Origin of the sequence: Vogesella margarita, assembly GCF_028548475.1 — a bacterium.
In the GTDB taxonomy this organism is placed as follows: Bacteria; Pseudomonadota; Gammaproteobacteria; order Burkholderiales; family Chromobacteriaceae; genus Vogesella; species Vogesella margarita.
The window spans coordinates 1-14870 of the sequence record NZ_JAQQLE010000002.1; the positions used below are offsets into that span (position 1 = coordinate 1).

Sequence of the window (14870 nt, forward strand, 5' to 3'; positions counted from 1 at the left end):
CTCATAGCAATTTTTTGGCACGCAAGTTCAAAGAAACATCGTTTCTTGAATCTTGACAGTGCAAGTATTTGGCTTGGCCAGACACTTACACCTATCGGTTATTCGTTTTGTTAAAGAGCAGTGCTGCGTCGCGTTTCGTTTGCGGCGTCAGCTGAGGAGACGAACTATAGCGAACCCCCAAACCGGCGTCAACCGGTTTTTTTGCAGAAAAATAGGGGTTTTGACAAAAACACCAGATAACAGGCTGATTTACAAACAATTACCCGAAAAGACTATTTTGCAGAAAACGGCAAAACCGCCCTGTCCGCCACCAAACCGTTACCCGCACCGCCAGCCAAATATTCAAATCCCGCCTTTTTACGCCGGATTTTTGTATTTACCCGCTTTTGAAACGTTAACGGCCGCCTGACGGCGGCCGCTGACACGCTCAACGTTGGCCGCAAGCCTGCGGCCAACGTTCGAAACACTTAACTGCGGTAGTCGGCGTTGATCTTCACGTACTCGTAGGAGAAGTCACAGCTCCACACCGTGGCGTTGGCAAGACCCCGGCCCAGTACCACGCGGACGGTGATCTCGTCCTGCTTCATCACGCACTGGCCGTCTTCCTCTTTGTAGTCCGGGTTGCGGCCGCCGTCCTTGGCGACCAGCACGTCGTCCAGGTACAGCTCGAGGCGGTCGACATCCAGATCGGCGATGCCGGCGTAGCCAATGGCGGCGAGCAGACGGCCGAGGTTGGGGTCGGAGGCGAAGAAAGCGGTCTTCACCAGCGGCGAACGGCCGATGGCGTAGCCGACGGCCTTGCACTCGGCGACGCTGCGGCCGCCTTCGACCTGGATGGTGATGAACTTGGTGGCGCCTTCGCCGTCGCGCACGATGGCCTGCGCCAGCTCGATGGAGACGTCCAGCAAGGCCGCTTTCAGCTGCTCGTAGGCCGGGTGGGTGACGGAGTCGATGCGTGGCGCGCCGCTCTGGCCGGTGGAGATCAGCATGAAGCTGTCGTTGGTGGAGGTGTCGCCGTCGATGGTGATGCTGTTGAAGCTGAGGTCGGCAACATCTTTCACCAGTTGGTTCAGCACCGGGCGGGTGATGGCGGCGTCGGTAGCGATGAAGCCGAGCATGGTGGCCATGTTCGGGTGGATCATGCCGGCGCCCTTGGCGATGCCGGTGATGTTCACCTGCTGGCCGTCGATGTCGAGGGTGCGGCTGGTGGCCTTCGGCGCGATGTCGGTGGTCATGATCGCCTCGGCGGCGTCGGCCCAGCTGGCGGCCTGCCGTGTCGGCAGTGCGGCGACGATCTTGTCGACCGGCAGCGGCTCCAGGATCACACCAGTGGAGAACGGCAGGATCTGTTCCGGCAGGCAGTCCAGTTCCTTGGCCAGCGCCTCGCACACCGCGCGCGCGTTCTGGCGGCCGGATTCGCCGGTACCGGCGTTGGCATTACCGGTATTGATCACCAGCGCGCGGATCTGCACGCCGGCATCGAGATTCTGTTTACAGATCTGTACCGGGGCGGCACAGAAGCGGTTTTGCGTGAACACGCCAGCGACGGTATTGCCCTTGTCGATGCGGATGACCAGTACGTCCTTGCGGCCCGGCTTCTTGATACCGGCACAGGCGTAGGACAGGTCCACACCGGCGATGGGCGCGAGCTGCGCGTTATCGATGGGCTTGAGATTCACTGGCATGACGTTTCTCCGTAATTTGGTGTCGCGTCATTGTAACTGAATCCGTGATCCCGGATCACGCCTCGCCGTCACGCACCAGCGCCAGCAGCGCACTGCCGTAACGGGCGACCTTCAGTTCGCCCAGCCCGTAAATTTTCTTCAATGCGGCCAACGTTTGCGGCCGCTGCAGCACCAGCTCCTGCAGGCTCTTGTCGGAGAACACCGCGTAGGCCGGCACGTTGTGCTCGTCGGCGGTGGCCTTGCGCCAGCGGCGCAGCGCCTGCCACAAGCGTTCCTCGCGCTCGGTGCGCAACCAGCGCTCGGCATGCACGCTCTGCCGCTTCTTGTCGTCGGCCAGCGGTCGCAGCGCGATGCTTTCCTGCCCTTTCAGCAAGGGCCGGCAGGCGTCGGTGAGCAACAGCGACTGGCCGCGCGCGATATCGACCACCAGCAGCTTGCGCGCCACCAGCTGGCGGATGATGGAACGCCAGCCCTTCTGGTTCAGCTCGCGGCCGATGCCGAAGGTGGACAGCTTGTCGTGGCCGAAGTGGGTGACGCTCTGGTTGGCGCGCCCGAGCAGCACGTCGATGACATGACTGGCCGCGAAGCGCTGTTCCACTCTATAGATGCAGGACAGCAGTTTCTGCACCGGCACGGTGGCGTCGAAGGTAGCCGGCGGGCGCTGGCAGTTGTCGCACTGGCCGCAGGGCTGCGACGCCTCGCCGAAGTAGGCGAGGATCTGCTGGCGGCGGCAGCTGGCGGTTTCGCAGTAGCCGAGCATCGCGTCGAGCTTGGTCAGCTCCACCTGCTTCTGCTGCTCCGCGCTGTCGCCGGACTCGATCATCTGCGTCAGCTGCACCATGTCGTTGAGGCCGTAGCACAGCCAGCTGGTAGCCGGCAGGCCATCGCGGCCGGCGCGGCCGGATTCCTGGTAGAAGTTCTCCGGGCTTTTCGGCAGGTCGATGTGGGCGACGAAGCGCACGTCCGGCTTGTCGATGCCCATGCCGAAGGCGATGGTCGCCACCATCACGATGCCGTCCTCGCGCAGGAAGGCGCGCTGGTTGGCGTCGCGCTCGGCGTGGCTCATGCCTGCGTGGTAGGGCAGCGCGCGGATGCCGTTCTCGCACAGCCACTGTGCGGTGTCGTCCACCCGCTTGCGCGACAGGCAGTAGACGATGCCGGAGGCGCCGGGGTAGTCGTGCTCGATGAAAGCCAGCAGCTGCTTCTTGGCGCTGTCCTTCTCCACCACCTGGTAGAACAGGTTCGGGCGGTCGAAACTGGTGACGAACTGGCGCGCGTCCTGCAATTGCAGGAAGTGCAGCATGTCGGCGCGGGTCTCGGCGTCGGCGGTGGCGGTCAGCGCGATGCGCGGCACCTGCGGCCAACGTTGGAACAGCACGCCCAGCTGCTGGTATTCGGGGCGGAAGTCGTGCCCCCACTGGCTGACGCAGTGCGCCTCGTCGATGGCGAACAGCGCGATCCGCGGCAGGCTGGCCAAAAAATCCAGAAAACGCGGACTGAGCAGGCGCTCCGGCGCCACATACAGCAGGTCCAGCTCGCCGCTGCGCGCCATGCGCGCGATCTCGCGGGCGTCGTCCGGCGCGGTGGCGGAATTGAGGCAGGCCGCGGCAACGCCGGCTTCCTTGAGCGCCGCCACCTGGTCCTGCATCAGCGCGATCAGCGGCGACACCACCAGCGCCACGCCGTCGCGCAGCAGCGCCGGGATCTGGTAGCACAGGCTCTTGCCGCCGCCGGTGGGCATCAGCACCAGCGCGTGGCCACCGTCGGCGACATGCGCGATGATGTCGCCCTGCATGCCGCGGAACGCCGGGTAACCGAAAGTATTCTGAAGGATCGAGAGCGCGTGCTGCATCGGTGATTTCCATTGGGGGCGTCCATTGTACGCCAAAGCGGCGCGCCGCCCGCGACTCGCCACTTTGGCTTTGGCGCAGAGTGTGCGAGACTTTCCCCTGTCCTCAGAAAGTAGCCCGTCATCATGCGATTGATATTCCTTGCCGCCGCCAGCCTGTTGCTGGCCGCCTGCGCCACCCAGCCGCGCCCGGGCAGCACCACGCCGGCCCGGCCCGGCACCGCCAAACCGCTACCGGCGCCGGTTACGGTGCCCAATGCCGAGTGGCAGATCATCGGCGTGTCGCCCAACGGCAATATCCTGCACGAGGTCGACGTGCTGAGCATCCGCCGCGAAGGCGCGCTGACGGTGTTCCGCGACCGCAAGACCATCTTCAATCCGCGCAAGGAAAACTTCCTCAACACGCCGCAGCACAAGTATTCGCTGAACCAGTGGGAGGTGAACTGCACCGCCAAGACCTTCCGCCTGCGCAGCATGGCGCTGCTCGACGACGGCGGCCGCCAGTTGCTCAGCCGCAGCTTCAGCGAGGCGGAGATCAAGCCGATGCCGGTGGTGAAGCAATCCGCCGCCTTCCAGCAGGTGGAATTCGTCTGCCAGCGCAGCCGCTGAGCGGCCTAACCAATTCGTGATCTGATCCAGGGAGCCAGCATGCGTCGTGTCGTATTCAACCAGAAGGGCGGCGTCGGCAAGTCGACCATCACCGTCAACCTCGCCGCCGCCGCTGCGGCCGCCGGGCGCCGCGTGCTGGTGGTCGATCTCGACCCGCAGGGCAACAGCAGCCACTACCTGAGCGGCAGCACCACGCCGCCCGAGGTGTCGGTGGCCGGGCTGTTCCAGCAGATGCTCAACATCAGCATGTTCGAAAAGCCGGTGACCGACTTCGTCACCGCCACCGCCCACCCCAACCTCAGCCTGCTGGCCTCGCACCCGGAGCTTTCCGAGCTGATGGTGAAGCTGGAAGCGCGCTACAAGATGTTCAAGCTGCGCGACGCGCTGGAGCAGCTCGACGGCGACTTCGACGAGATCTGGATCGACACCCCGCCGGCGCTGAACTTCTACACCCGCTCGGCGCTGATTGCGGCCAACCGCTGCCTGATCCCGTTCGACTGCGACAGCTTCTCTCGCCACGCGCTGCTGGGCCTGATCGACAGCGTCGGCGAGATCCGTGCCGACCACAACAGCGGCCTCAGCGTGGAAGGGATCGTTGTCAACCAGTTCCAGCCGCGCGCCAGCCTGCCGCAACGCTTGGTGCAGGAATTGCGCGACGCCGGCCTGCCGGTGCTGGACCCGCCGCTGTCGGCGTCGGTGAAGATCCGCGAATCGCACGAGCGCAGCCTGCCGATGGTGTACCTCGACGCGCGCCACAAGCTGTCGCAGGAATTCGCCGCGCTGTACCAGACCCTGCACCGCCAGTAACCGGACGGGCCGCCCGGTGCTGACCACCCGTTCGCCGCGCATCCTGTGGCTGCTGGGCACCACCAGCGGCCTGCTGCTGTGGCTGGGCGCGAGCTGGCTGCAGCAGGACAGCGAACAGCAGCTGCAGCGCAACCAGCAGCTGCGCGAGGCGGAACTGCTGGTCGACAACGCCGCCAACCAGCTCAACTACGCGCTGCTGGCCGGCCAGGCCACCAGCGAGCTGCTGCTGTCCGAACACGGCCTCAACGGCCAGAGCGCCTTCCAGCGCTTTGCGCCGTTCATCCTCTCCGATAACGCGCTGTTCGACTTCGTCGCCACCGTACGCCGCATCACCCCGCCGCAGCGGCTGCTGTACGAACGGGAACAGACGGTGATCCTGCGCGAATACCGCGACGGCCGGCTGGGCGCCGCCGGCCAGCGCCCGCTGTATTTCCCGGTCGAGCAGCAATACCCGGAAAACAGCAAGGCGCTGCCCGCGCAGCTGGACCTCGCCTCGCAGGCCAATGTCGACGCTGCACTGCAACGGGTAAGCAAAACCGGCCGCCCGGCGATCGCGCTGATCCGGGCCGGCAACGCCAGCCGCCTGTCCGCCTTCTTCAGCGCCCGCAGCCGCCCCGGCGACCAGCTGCTGGTGATGGGCATCAACCCCGGCGGCCTGATCAGCACGGTGCCGATGGCGACGGACATGTTCCGCCCGGCACTGCCCTACCGCCTGCGCGTGCTGCTGAAGGACCCCGCGCAGACGGTGATCCTCGACAGCCTGGGGCTGGCCCACCCGCCGCCGGCGCAACAGCCGGCGCTGTCCTCCACCCGCACCATCGGCGGCCAGCCGCTGATCTTCGAGCTGTACCCGACCATCGACGGCGACGGCGGCCACCACTACGGCCAGGATGCGGCAATGCTGCTGGCGCTGGCGATCATGGCCACGCTGTCTGGCCTGATCGTGCGTCACAACCAGCACAGCCAGCAGGTACAGCGCCAGCGGCTGCAGGCGCAGGGCGCGCAGAACGCGCAGCTGCAACAGCAATTGCAGCGGCAGCGGCAACTGGAAGACGGCCACAAGCAGACCATCCTGCGCCTGCGCGCCATCGTCGAGGGCAGCGGCGATGCCATCCTGGTGATCGGCCGCGACGGCCTGATCCGCGACCTCAACCGCGCCGCCGAGGCGATGCTGGGCCAGACGCGCGACGTGCTGCTGGCGCTGCCGGCCGGCGCGCTGCTCAGTGAACTGCACCCGACGGAGCCGGCGCTGGGCTTCGAGCACCACGTCGCACCGCGCATCGGCCGCCCGTTCGAGGCGCTGATGATCTGCAGCGCGTCGCAGATGCTGCAGGTGGAGGTGTCGCTGACCCACGTGGTGATCGAGCAGGACGCTGTCTACATCGCGGTGTGCCGCGACATCTCGGCGCGCAAGGCGAGCGAGGCGGCGCTGATCCAGCTGAAGGACTCGCTGGCGGAACAGGTGGAAACGCAGAGCCGGCAGCTGTCGGCGCTGCTGGACGCCAGCCCGATGGCGATGGCTTACATCGTCGAGCTGGAGTTCAAGCAGGTCAACCACGCCTTCCTGGAGCTGTTCCGCCGCCGCGAGGACGAGATCATCGGCCAGTCCACGCGCATCCTGTACGACAGCGACGAGCACTTCGCCCGCACCGGGCGCCAGGTGTACCCGGTGCTGCACAGCGGCCAGGTGTCGCAGGGCGAGATCTGCCTGCTGCGCGGCGACGGCGCGCCACAGTGGGTGTACATGTACGGCAAGGCGGTCAGCGCCGACAAGCCGGCGCTGGGTTCGATCTGGCTGTACCAGGACATCTCGGCGCAGCGCGCGGCGGAAGACAACCTGCGCCACGCCAAGGAGCTGGCCGAGGAAAACAGCCGCGCCAAGACCGAGTTCCTCGCCAACATGTCGCACGAGCTGCGCACGCCGATGCACGCCATTCTCGGCTTTGCCGAGATGGGACAGAACCGCGTCGAGCGTGCCCCCGCCGATAAGCTGCGCCACTACTTCGAACGCATCCACAGCAGCGGCACCCGCCTGCTGACCCTGCTCAACGACCTGCTCGACCTGTCGAAGATGGAAGTCGGCAAGATGGTCTACACCATGGCGCCGTGCGACGTCGCCCAGGTGGCACGCGAGGCGGTGGACGAGCTGCGCGGCATGGCGCAGCGCCACGACGTCTACCTGCAGCTGGTGGTACACGGCAACGCGCCGCTGTACGCCGAGGTCGACGCCTTCCGCATCGGCCAGGTGCTGCGCAACCTGCTCGGCAACGCCATCAAGTTCAGCCCTGCCGGCGCGCCGGTGCAGATCGACCTCGCCAGCGACACTGCGGCCAACCTTTGCCTCAGCGTGCGCGACTTCGGGCCCGGCGTGCCGGCCGACGAGCAGGAGCGCATCTTCAATACCTTCATACAAAGTTCGCTGACCAAGACCGGCGCCGGCGGCACCGGCCTTGGGCTGGCGATCTGCCGCGAAATCGTGCACGCCCACCGCGGCCGCATCGAGATCCTGCCGGTTGCCGGCCGCGGCGCCCATTTCCGCGTCACCCTGCCGCGAGGCAGCGTTGGCGCCAGCGAGGAATCAGCCTGATGAAAAAACGCCTGTTACTGGTCGACGACGAACCGTTCAACCTGGAACTGATGACCGACCTGCTGGAGGACGCCGGCTACGACACGCAGCAGGCGCTGAACGGCGAGGACGCATGGCAGATCCTGCAGCGCGAGGGCGAACAGTTTTCCGCCATCCTGCTCGACAAGATGATGCCCGGCATCAGTGGCGTCGACCTGCTCAAGCGCATCAAGGCCAGCGGCCGGCTAGCCTTCCTGCCTGTGATCATGCAGACCGCGGTCGGCGCCGCCGCCAGCGTGCAGGAAAGCCTGGCCGGCGGCGCCTTCTACTACCTGACCAAGCCGTTCTCGCGCGACATGCTGCTGGCGGTAGTCGGCGCCGCCACCGAGCACTGGGACCGCCACCAGTATTTCGTCGAGCTGGCCAACCAGCAGCTGGACGCACTGCAGCACCTGGAACAGGCCAGCTTCGGCTTTCGCCAGCTGCACGAGGCGCGCAGCGTCACCGCGCTGCTGGCACGCACCAGCCATAGGCCGGAGAAGACCGCCACCGGCCTGTTCGAGCTGATCGTCAATGCCATCGAGCACGGCAACCTGGAGCTGGACTACCAGGAGAAGACCCAGCTGCAACGCGAGGACCGCTGGCAGGAGACGCTGCAGCAGCGGCTAGCCGACCCGGTGCTGGGCGCGCGCGAGGTGCGCGTCGACATGCAGCGCCACGGCCGCGACCTGCACTTCACCATCCGCGACCAGGGCAAGGGCTTCGACTGGGAGCGCTACCTGGTCGATGACCCGACGCAGCTGATCAGCAGCCACGGCCGCGGCATCCTGATCGCGCGCAAGCTGTCCTTCGACCAGCTGCACTACCAGGGTAACGGCAGCCAGGTGCTGGCCATCGTTCACGGTTGAGACGGCGGCCGCCAGTAGCGCGCCGCCTGCGCCCGCCGTGCCAGCAGTTCGCCCTGCCACGGCCCCAGCCGCAACGCCAGCGCGCCGTCGTGATCGCTGCGCCACAGCGTGATGCCGGCCGCGTCCAGCCGCGCCAGCACCTGCGGGTGCGGATGGCGGTAACGGTTGCGGTAGCCGGCGCTGACCAGCGCCATCCGCGGCTGTACCTGGCGCAGCCAGTCGTCGCCGCTGGAAGTGCGGCTGCCGTGATGACCGAGCACCAGCCACTGGCTGCGCAGCGCGGCACCGTAACGCGCCACCAGCATCTGCTCCACCGCCAGCGGTGCATCGCCGGACAGCAGCAGCGCCTGGCCGGCGGTGGCGACCCGCAGTACGCAACTGTGCGCGTTGTCCTCGCCCTGCCACGCCGGCGGCGGCCACAGCACATCGAAACGCACGCCATCCCACACCCAGCTCTGCCCGCCGCGACACGGCTGCGCACCGGGATAGAACTGCGGCTGGCCGGCGAGGATGCGGCCAACCTTGATGCCGTCGCGCAGGCTGGCCGCGGCGCCGTCGTGATCGCCGTCGTGGTGCGACAGCAGCAGCGTGTCCAGCTGCCGCACGTCCAGCGCGCGCAGTGCCGGCAGCAGCACCCGCGTCGCCTCTCCGGCGCCGGTGTCGTACAGCAAGGCGTGCTGCCGCGTGCGCAACAGCACCGCCAGCCCCTGGCCGACATCGAGCAGCTCCACCGCCAGCGTGCCGCTGGCCGGCGGCGGCACCCGGTACAGCAAGAGCGGCAGCAACAGGCAGCCGCCCAGCGCGCGCCCGCTCCACGACCACGGCAGCAGGGCCAGCAAGGTGCCGGCCAGCGCCGCCAGCAGCAGCGGCCACGGCAACAATGGCACCGGGTACAGCGGCGCGCCGGCCAGCAGGTCCACCCAGTACCAGAACAGCTGCGCCGTCCAGACCGCCGCATCAAGAAGCCACGGCCACGGCAGCAGCGCCGCCAGCAGGGCCAGTGGCGTCAGCAGTAGCGATACCAGCGGCGTGCCCACAGCGTTGGCCAGCGGCGACACCAGCGGCAGCTGGCCGAAGAACAGCGCCAGCGGCAGCGTCGACGCCAGCGTCACCAGCCCTTGCGCCTGCAGCGCGGCCTGCCACTTGCCGCCCGGTGCGCGGCGGCCGGCCACCATCACGACCAGCGCCGCCACCAGCCCGAACGACAGCCAGAAGCCCGGCGCCAGTACCGCAAACGGATCGAGCAGCAACACCAGCGTCAGCGCCGCCAGCCAGATCTGCAACGGCGACAAGCCGCGCTGACTGGCCAGCGCCACGGCCGCCACCACCAGCATCCACAGGCTGCGCTGCGTCGGCACCGAGAAGCCGGCCAGCACGGCATAGGCGCCGGCCGCCAGCACCGCGCCGCCCAGCACCCACCACAACGGCCGCCGCAGCGGCGGCAGATGGCGCAGCGCGCGCCGCAACAGCCACGCCACCAGCAAGGCGATCATCGTGATGTGCAGCCCGGACACGCTGACCACATGGGTCAGCCCGGTGGCAGCCAGGCGCTGCCAGTCGTCGCGCGTCAGCGTCTGCTGCGCCCCCACCGCCAGGGCCGCCACCAGCGCCGCCGCCCGCGGCTCGTTACTGCCGGCCAGCAGCCGCTGCGCCACCCGCTCGCGCAGGCGGTCGATGCGCGCCGGCCAGTCCGTCGCCACGCCCAGCGCCTGCCGCCCCTTGAGCACGCTGCCGGTGGCCAGCACCCCTTCCGACCAGTACCACGCCTCGGCGTCGAAACCGGCAACGTTGGCCGCACCGCGCGGCGGGCGCAGGCGCGCAGCCAGACGCCAGCGGCTGCCGGCCGGCCACGCCTGCTGCCGGTAGTCGCTCAGCTCCAGCAGCGGCGGCAGGCGGAGGCCCGGGCTATCCACTGCCTCCACCTCGAAGCGCAGCCGCACGCCGAATTCGCCGGGCTTGGCCAGGCCGCGCACCACGCCGCTGAACTGCACCACCTCGCCGGCCAGCACCGCGTCCAGCCGCTGCGCGAGGCGCAGCTCCGCCCGCCACGCGGCGTAGCCCAGCCCCAGCGTGGCGGCGACCAGCGCCAGCAGCCACAGACGGCGCGTGCGCCACCACAGCGGCCACGACAAGAGCAGCACGGTCAGCAATAAGGGCCAGCTTGGCAGTACTGGCAAAAACGCGCACAGCACCACCCCAGCACAGAAACAGGCGAGCAGTAACATGCCGCCATTTATTCACATTGCATCAAGAAAGGCAAAGCGCTTGCTGCCGTCACCGCGATCCCGTATCGTCGCCGCGTCAACGAAGGAAGCCGCATGCACCCCACTCCCCTGTACTGCGCCGAGAGCGCGCGCCGCGACACCGCCGGGCAACTGGCCAGCCGCTTTGCCCTGCCGCTGGTCGCGCAGCGGCCGACGGACGGCTACTGGCTGGAACTGGGGCCAGAGCGGCTGGAGCTGGTCACCGCCGGCAAGCACGGCGCGGTGTACGCGGAGTTTGTCGAGGGCGCCGCCCGTCACCGCCGCGAACAGGGCGGCGGCCGTGGCCAGCCGGTGGCCAAGGCGGTGGGGCTGAAAGGCGCCAAAGACCTGCCGCGGGTGGTGGACGCCACCGCCGGCCTCGGCGGCGACAGCTTCGTGCTGGCCACGCTGGGCTGCCACGTCACCATGCTGGAGCGCTCGCCGGTGGCCGCCGCACTGCTGGCCGACGCGCTGGAGCGCGCCGCGCGCGATCCGTCCACCGCCGACATCGCCGCACGCATGACGCTGGTGCACGCCAACGCCATCACCTGGCTGGCACAACAGGCCGCGCTGCCACGCGAACAACGCCCGGACGTGGTGTTCGTTGACCCGATGTTCCCCGACACCGACAAGAAATCCGCCGCCGCCAAGAAAGGCATGCAGGCGTTCCAGCACGTGATCGGCGACGATCTGGACAGCGCCGAGCTGCTGGAGGCCGCCATCGCCGCCGCCACCGGCCGTGTGGTGGTGAAACGGCCGCAACGCGGCGTGCCGATAGCGGGCGTGAAGCCGTCGGTGGTGCTGGACGGCAAGTCCACCCGCTTCGACCTCTACATCATCAAGGCGCTGCGCCCGCAGGACTTCGCGGACGCGGACTGAGCCTGCGGCCAACGTTGGCCGCACGCGTCACCACACGGACAAAGGGCAAGCCGCACGGCTTGCCCTTTGTCATGGCGAGAAGGAAAGAGACCGGATCCCGCGATCCCGTCAGAAAACATAAGGTATCAGCCGATAGCGCACCGCCAGCATGTATTCCCGGTACACGGGATCGGCCCCGAGGTGGCGCTCCTCCCTGGCAATCCGGCAAGCCAGCAGCACCAGCAGCAGCGCATAGATCAGCCCATTCGCCACAGAGGTGTTGCTCAGCACATAGCCGGCAAAAAGCACCACATAGCTGGCATAGATAGGATGCCGCACATAGCGGTACATGCCACGGGTCTTGATGTCGCGCTTGGCGGCCACGAGGGCAAAACTGCGGTTCAGCGACAGCAGGCTGATAATTTGCAGCACGGTGCCCAGCCACACCAGCACCACCGCCTCCGGCAATACGCCCCATTCCGTCGGGCGGAGCAAGAACGGAACAAACGAGCCACCCAGCGCCACCAGCCAATCAAATGCCAGTAGCGAAACGGTTTTGGGAACGGCCCGGATGATAAAAATCACCGCCGTCAATGTCTCGGAAAAAATCACCAGCAACAGTGTCGGATCATGATTCACCTGGAATTTAGAGAAATGGGCGTAGGAAAATCCCCCCCACAACACCGCCAGCAGCAGCCCGCCGTAGACATTGAAGCGCTCGGATCCGATGATTCTCTCGATCAAGCTCATATCCCCTCCCCGCACAAGGCAGTCATACCGTTCACGGCACACGTGAACAGGACCGGTCGATGTGGAACATTGCATGGCAAATGAACGGTATGCGGCCCGTTTCTGTAATCGATGCCTCCCGCCGGCCAGATGCCTTATCCAACATAGCAGCATTTATTTGCCCTTGCGGCCAAGCTTGCGTCACACCGGCAGCGATGCGTTACACTGCCCGCCCCGGCGCGTGTGCGCCATCCACCGTCCCCTATCCGGAGCCATAGCGATGTCCGAGTTTGCCGTTGAATTCAAGGTGCGTGATTACGAGTGCGATATGCAGGGCATCGTCAATAACGGCGTGTACTTCAACTACCTGGAGCACGCGCGCCACGAGTTCCTGCTGCACAAGGGCATCGACTTTGCCGAGCTGGCGCGCCAGAAGGTGAACCTGGTGGTGGTGCGCTCGGAGCTGGACTACAAGGCGTCGCTGACCAGCGGCGACCAGTTCGTGGTCACCGTGGCGTTCGAGGCGGTGTCGCGCGTGCGCTTCGGCTTCCGCCAGCAGGTGATCCGCCTGTCCGACCAGAAGGTGGTGCTGGAGGGGCTGATCATCGGCACCGCCGTCAACGAGCGCGGCCGTCCGGCGATCCCGGAGGCCTTCGCCGCGCAACTGGCCGGCTGAAGCCGCCGCCAAGCAAAACGCCCCGCACTGTGGGGCGTTGTCGTTTGCGGCCAACCCTGGCTGCTCCCCGCTGCGCCCACCCCTTCCCGCCTCGACACCGGTCACCTCGACACCTGCCGCCGGACGCGCTACCCTTGCGCCCTTTTTTTCATTTCAAATCAGTACTTTGTATATACAAATGAATGCAATCTTGATCGCAGTATCCCTGATGCTGGTGCTGGCGCTGCTGCGCACCCACGTCGTCATCAGCCTGTTGCTGGGCGCGCTGGCCGGTGGCCTGCTCGGCGGGCTGGACCTGCAGCAGACCATGGCCGCCTTCAACAAGGGCATCACCAATGGCGCGTCGGTGGCGCTGTCCTACGCGCTGCTGGGCGCGTTTGCGGTGGCGATCGCCAAGTCCGGCCTGCCGCACGTGCTGGCCGATGCCGCAGTGGCGCGGCTGGAAAACAGCAGCGGCAAAACCCGGCTGAAATGGCTGCTGATCCTGATGCTGGCCGCGGTCAGCGTGATGAGCCAGAACGTGGTGCCCATCCACATCGCCTTCATCCCGCTGCTGATCCCGCCGCTGCTGTACGTGATGGCGCGGCTGCAGCTGGATCGCCGGCTGGTGGCCTGCGTGATGACCTTCGGCCTGGTGACGCCCTACATGCTGTTTCCGGTCGGTTTCGGCGAGATCTTCCTGAACCAGATCCTGCTCGGCAATATCGCCAAGGCCGGCATGGATGTCAGCGGCGTCAACGTGATGCATGCGATGGCGATCCCGGCCGCCGGCATGGTGGCCGGCCTGCTGCTGGCGGTGTTCGTCAGCTACCGCAAGCCGCGCTCGTACTCGCTGGGCAAGATCGAGAACGCCGAACGCACGCGCGCCCACGTCAGCCGCAAGGGCGTGCTGACCGCGTTGTTGGCCATCGGCTGCGCCTTTGCCGTCCAGCTGTACAGCGACTCGATGATTCTGGGCGCGCTGAGCGGCTTTTTGCTGTTCCTCGCCACCGGCGCGCTGAAATGGCGCGACGCCGACGACGCCTTCAGCGAGGGCATCAAGCTGATGGCGATGATCGGCTTCGTGATGATCACCGCTCAGGGCTTTGCCGAGGTGCTGACCGCCACCGGCCAGATCGCCGACCTGGTGCAGGCCTCGGCCGGCCTGTTCGGCGACAACCGCGGCATGGCCGCGTTCGTGATGCTGCTGGTCGGGCTGATCGTGACCATGGGCATCGGCTCCTCGTTCTCCACCGTGCCCATCCTGACCGCGATCTACGTGCCGCTGTGCCTGCATCTGGGCTTTTCGCCGCTGGCCACCGTGTCCATCATCGGCACCGCCGGCGCGCTGGGCGATGCCGGTTCGCCGGCATCGGACTCCACGCTGGGCCCGACCTCCGGCCTCAACGTCGACGGCCAGCACGACCACATGCGCGACACGGTGATCCCCACCTTCCTGCACTACAACCTGCCGCTGCTGGCCGCCGGCTGGGTGGCGGCACTGGTGCTGTAAGCAAAAAAAATATCGACGGGGGCTTGCCAAACGCCGGATCTTTGACAATAATGCACACCTCTTCGCCGGTGTAGCTCAGATGGTAGAGCACCTGACTTGTAATCAGGGGGTCGCGAGTTCGATTCCTGCCGCCGGCACCAGGATTTACGGGGTTTCCAGAAATGGAAACCCCGTTTTCCGTTCTATGATCAGTAATGCACCGTCACCACTCTCAGCGGGTACCAATCATGGAATCACGCCTCACCGAACTGGAAATCAAGGTTGCGCTGCAGGAAGACCTGCTCGACGCGCTCAATCTCACCGTCACCCGCCAGCAGCAGCAGATCGACCTGCTGCAGGAACAGCTGCGCCACCTGTACCAGCTGCAACAGGGTGCCGGCCAGGACGAAACCGTCGGCTCGCTGCGCGACGACATTCCGCCGCACTACTGAACCGTCACTCACCCGCG

At 66.6% G+C, this 14870-nt stretch carries 12 protein-coding genes and 1 tRNA gene; 9 read left to right on the plus strand and 4 right to left on the minus strand.

Annotated elements, in window-relative coordinates; genetic code table 11:
* Window positions 1-467: 467 nt before the first annotated feature.
* Window positions 468-1685: a bifunctional glutamate N-acetyltransferase/amino-acid acetyltransferase ArgJ gene (argJ, locus tag PQU96_RS02490; protein WP_272770687.1), complete on the minus strand. Its 1218-nt coding sequence runs from the start codon at window positions 1683-1685 to the stop codon at window positions 468-470.
* A 55-nt stretch (window positions 1686-1740) separates the two neighbouring features.
* Window positions 1741-3537 (minus strand): DNA helicase RecQ, encoded by a 1797-nt coding sequence (gene recQ / locus PQU96_RS02495; RefSeq protein ID WP_272770688.1) that lies wholly within the window; start codon window positions 3535-3537, stop codon window positions 1741-1743.
* A gap of 123 nt (window positions 3538-3660) precedes the next feature.
* Here recQ and PQU96_RS02500 point away from each other — a divergent pair, with 123 nt between their 5' ends.
* From PQU96_RS02500 to PQU96_RS02515, 4 genes are read left to right on the plus strand one after another with little or no spacing between them, the layout of a single operon-like run.
* Window positions 3661-4143, plus strand: coding sequence for a surface-adhesin E family protein (locus tag PQU96_RS02500; RefSeq protein ID WP_272770689.1), 483 nt, complete (start codon window positions 3661-3663; stop codon window positions 4141-4143).
* Window positions 4144-4182: 39 nt separating this feature from the next.
* Complete coding sequence (locus tag PQU96_RS02505) at window positions 4183-4950, plus strand: ParA family protein (RefSeq protein ID WP_272770690.1); 768 nt, start codon at window positions 4183-4185, stop codon at window positions 4948-4950.
* 16 nt (window positions 4951-4966) lie between these two features.
* Entirely contained in the window at window positions 4967-7537 is a 2571-nt protein-coding gene (locus PQU96_RS02510; protein ID WP_272770691.1) for a sensor histidine kinase, read from the plus strand.
* Entirely contained in the window at window positions 7537-8424 is an 888-nt protein-coding gene (locus PQU96_RS02515) for a response regulator (RefSeq protein WP_272770692.1), read from the plus strand. The genes PQU96_RS02510 and PQU96_RS02515 overlap by 1 nt, the downstream gene beginning before the upstream one ends.
* On the opposite strand, the gene PQU96_RS02520 is transcribed toward PQU96_RS02515, so the two are convergent.
* On the minus strand, window positions 8415-10649 hold the full coding sequence (locus tag PQU96_RS02520) for a DNA internalization-related competence protein ComEC/Rec2 (RefSeq protein ID WP_272770693.1): 2235 nt from the start codon (window positions 10647-10649) through the stop codon (window positions 8415-8417). The two genes, PQU96_RS02515 and PQU96_RS02520, sit on opposite strands and share 10 nt — an antisense overlap.
* A 93-nt stretch (window positions 10650-10742) precedes the next feature.
* On the opposite strand from PQU96_RS02520, the gene PQU96_RS02525 reads away from it, so the two are divergent.
* A complete protein-coding gene (locus tag PQU96_RS02525) occupies window positions 10743-11546 on the plus strand; it encodes a class I SAM-dependent methyltransferase (RefSeq protein WP_272770694.1) in 804 nt (267 codons plus the stop codon).
* 108 nt (window positions 11547-11654) lie between these two features.
* Here PQU96_RS02525 and PQU96_RS02530 read toward each other — a convergent pair whose 3' ends face one another.
* Window positions 11655-12275, minus strand: a complete 621-nt coding sequence (locus PQU96_RS02530) for a methyltransferase family protein (protein ID WP_272770695.1) — start codon at window positions 12273-12275, stop codon at window positions 11655-11657.
* A gap of 259 nt (window positions 12276-12534) precedes the next feature.
* On the opposite strand from PQU96_RS02530, the gene PQU96_RS02535 reads away from it, so the two are divergent.
* From PQU96_RS02535 to PQU96_RS02550, 4 genes are all read left to right on the plus strand, one after another.
* A complete protein-coding gene (locus tag PQU96_RS02535; RefSeq protein WP_189354622.1) occupies window positions 12535-12930 on the plus strand; it encodes an acyl-CoA thioesterase in 396 nt (131 codons plus the stop codon).
* Between the two features lie 178 nt (window positions 12931-13108).
* Window positions 13109-14422: a Na+/H+ antiporter family protein gene (locus PQU96_RS02540; RefSeq protein WP_272770696.1), complete on the plus strand. Its 1314-nt coding sequence runs from the start codon at window positions 13109-13111 to the stop codon at window positions 14420-14422.
* 64 nt (window positions 14423-14486) lie between these two features.
* Window positions 14487-14562, plus strand: a tRNA-Thr gene (locus PQU96_RS02545).
* A gap of 87 nt (window positions 14563-14649) precedes the next feature.
* On the plus strand, window positions 14650-14853 hold the full coding sequence (locus tag PQU96_RS02550; RefSeq protein ID WP_047967483.1) for a SlyX family protein: 204 nt from the start codon (window positions 14650-14652) through the stop codon (window positions 14851-14853).
* Window positions 14854-14870 lie beyond the last annotated feature (17 nt).

Bases quoted from the DNA above. Each gene is read 5' to 3' on its own strand.
- PQU96_RS02550 (WP_047967483.1), top strand. From the start codon at position 14,650: ATGGAATCACGCCTCACCGAACTGGAAATCAAGGTTGCGCTGCAGGAA.
- PQU96_RS02535 (WP_189354622.1), top strand. From the start codon at position 12,535: ATGTCCGAGTTTGCCGTTGAATTCAAGGTGCGTGATTACGAGTGCGAT.
- PQU96_RS02515 (WP_272770692.1), top strand. From the start codon at position 7,537: ATGAAAAAACGCCTGTTACTGGTCGACGACGAACCGTTCAACCTGGAA.
- PQU96_RS02530 (WP_272770695.1), bottom strand. From the start codon at position 12,275: ATGAGCTTGATCGAGAGAATCATCGGATCCGAGCGCTTCAATGTCTAC.
- PQU96_RS02540 (WP_272770696.1), top strand. From the start codon at position 13,109: ATGAATGCAATCTTGATCGCAGTATCCCTGATGCTGGTGCTGGCGCTG.
- PQU96_RS02525 (WP_272770694.1), top strand. From the start codon at position 10,743: ATGCACCCCACTCCCCTGTACTGCGCCGAGAGCGCGCGCCGCGACACC.
- PQU96_RS02520 (WP_272770693.1), bottom strand. From the start codon at position 10,649: ATGTTACTGCTCGCCTGTTTCTGTGCTGGGGTGGTGCTGTGCGCGTTT.
- argJ (WP_272770687.1), bottom strand. From the start codon at position 1,685: ATGCCAGTGAATCTCAAGCCCATCGATAACGCGCAGCTCGCGCCCATC.
- PQU96_RS02505 (WP_272770690.1), top strand. From the start codon at position 4,183: ATGCGTCGTGTCGTATTCAACCAGAAGGGCGGCGTCGGCAAGTCGACC.
- PQU96_RS02500 (WP_272770689.1), top strand. From the start codon at position 3,661: ATGCGATTGATATTCCTTGCCGCCGCCAGCCTGTTGCTGGCCGCCTGC.
- recQ (WP_272770688.1), bottom strand. From the start codon at position 3,537: ATGCAGCACGCGCTCTCGATCCTTCAGAATACTTTCGGTTACCCGGCG.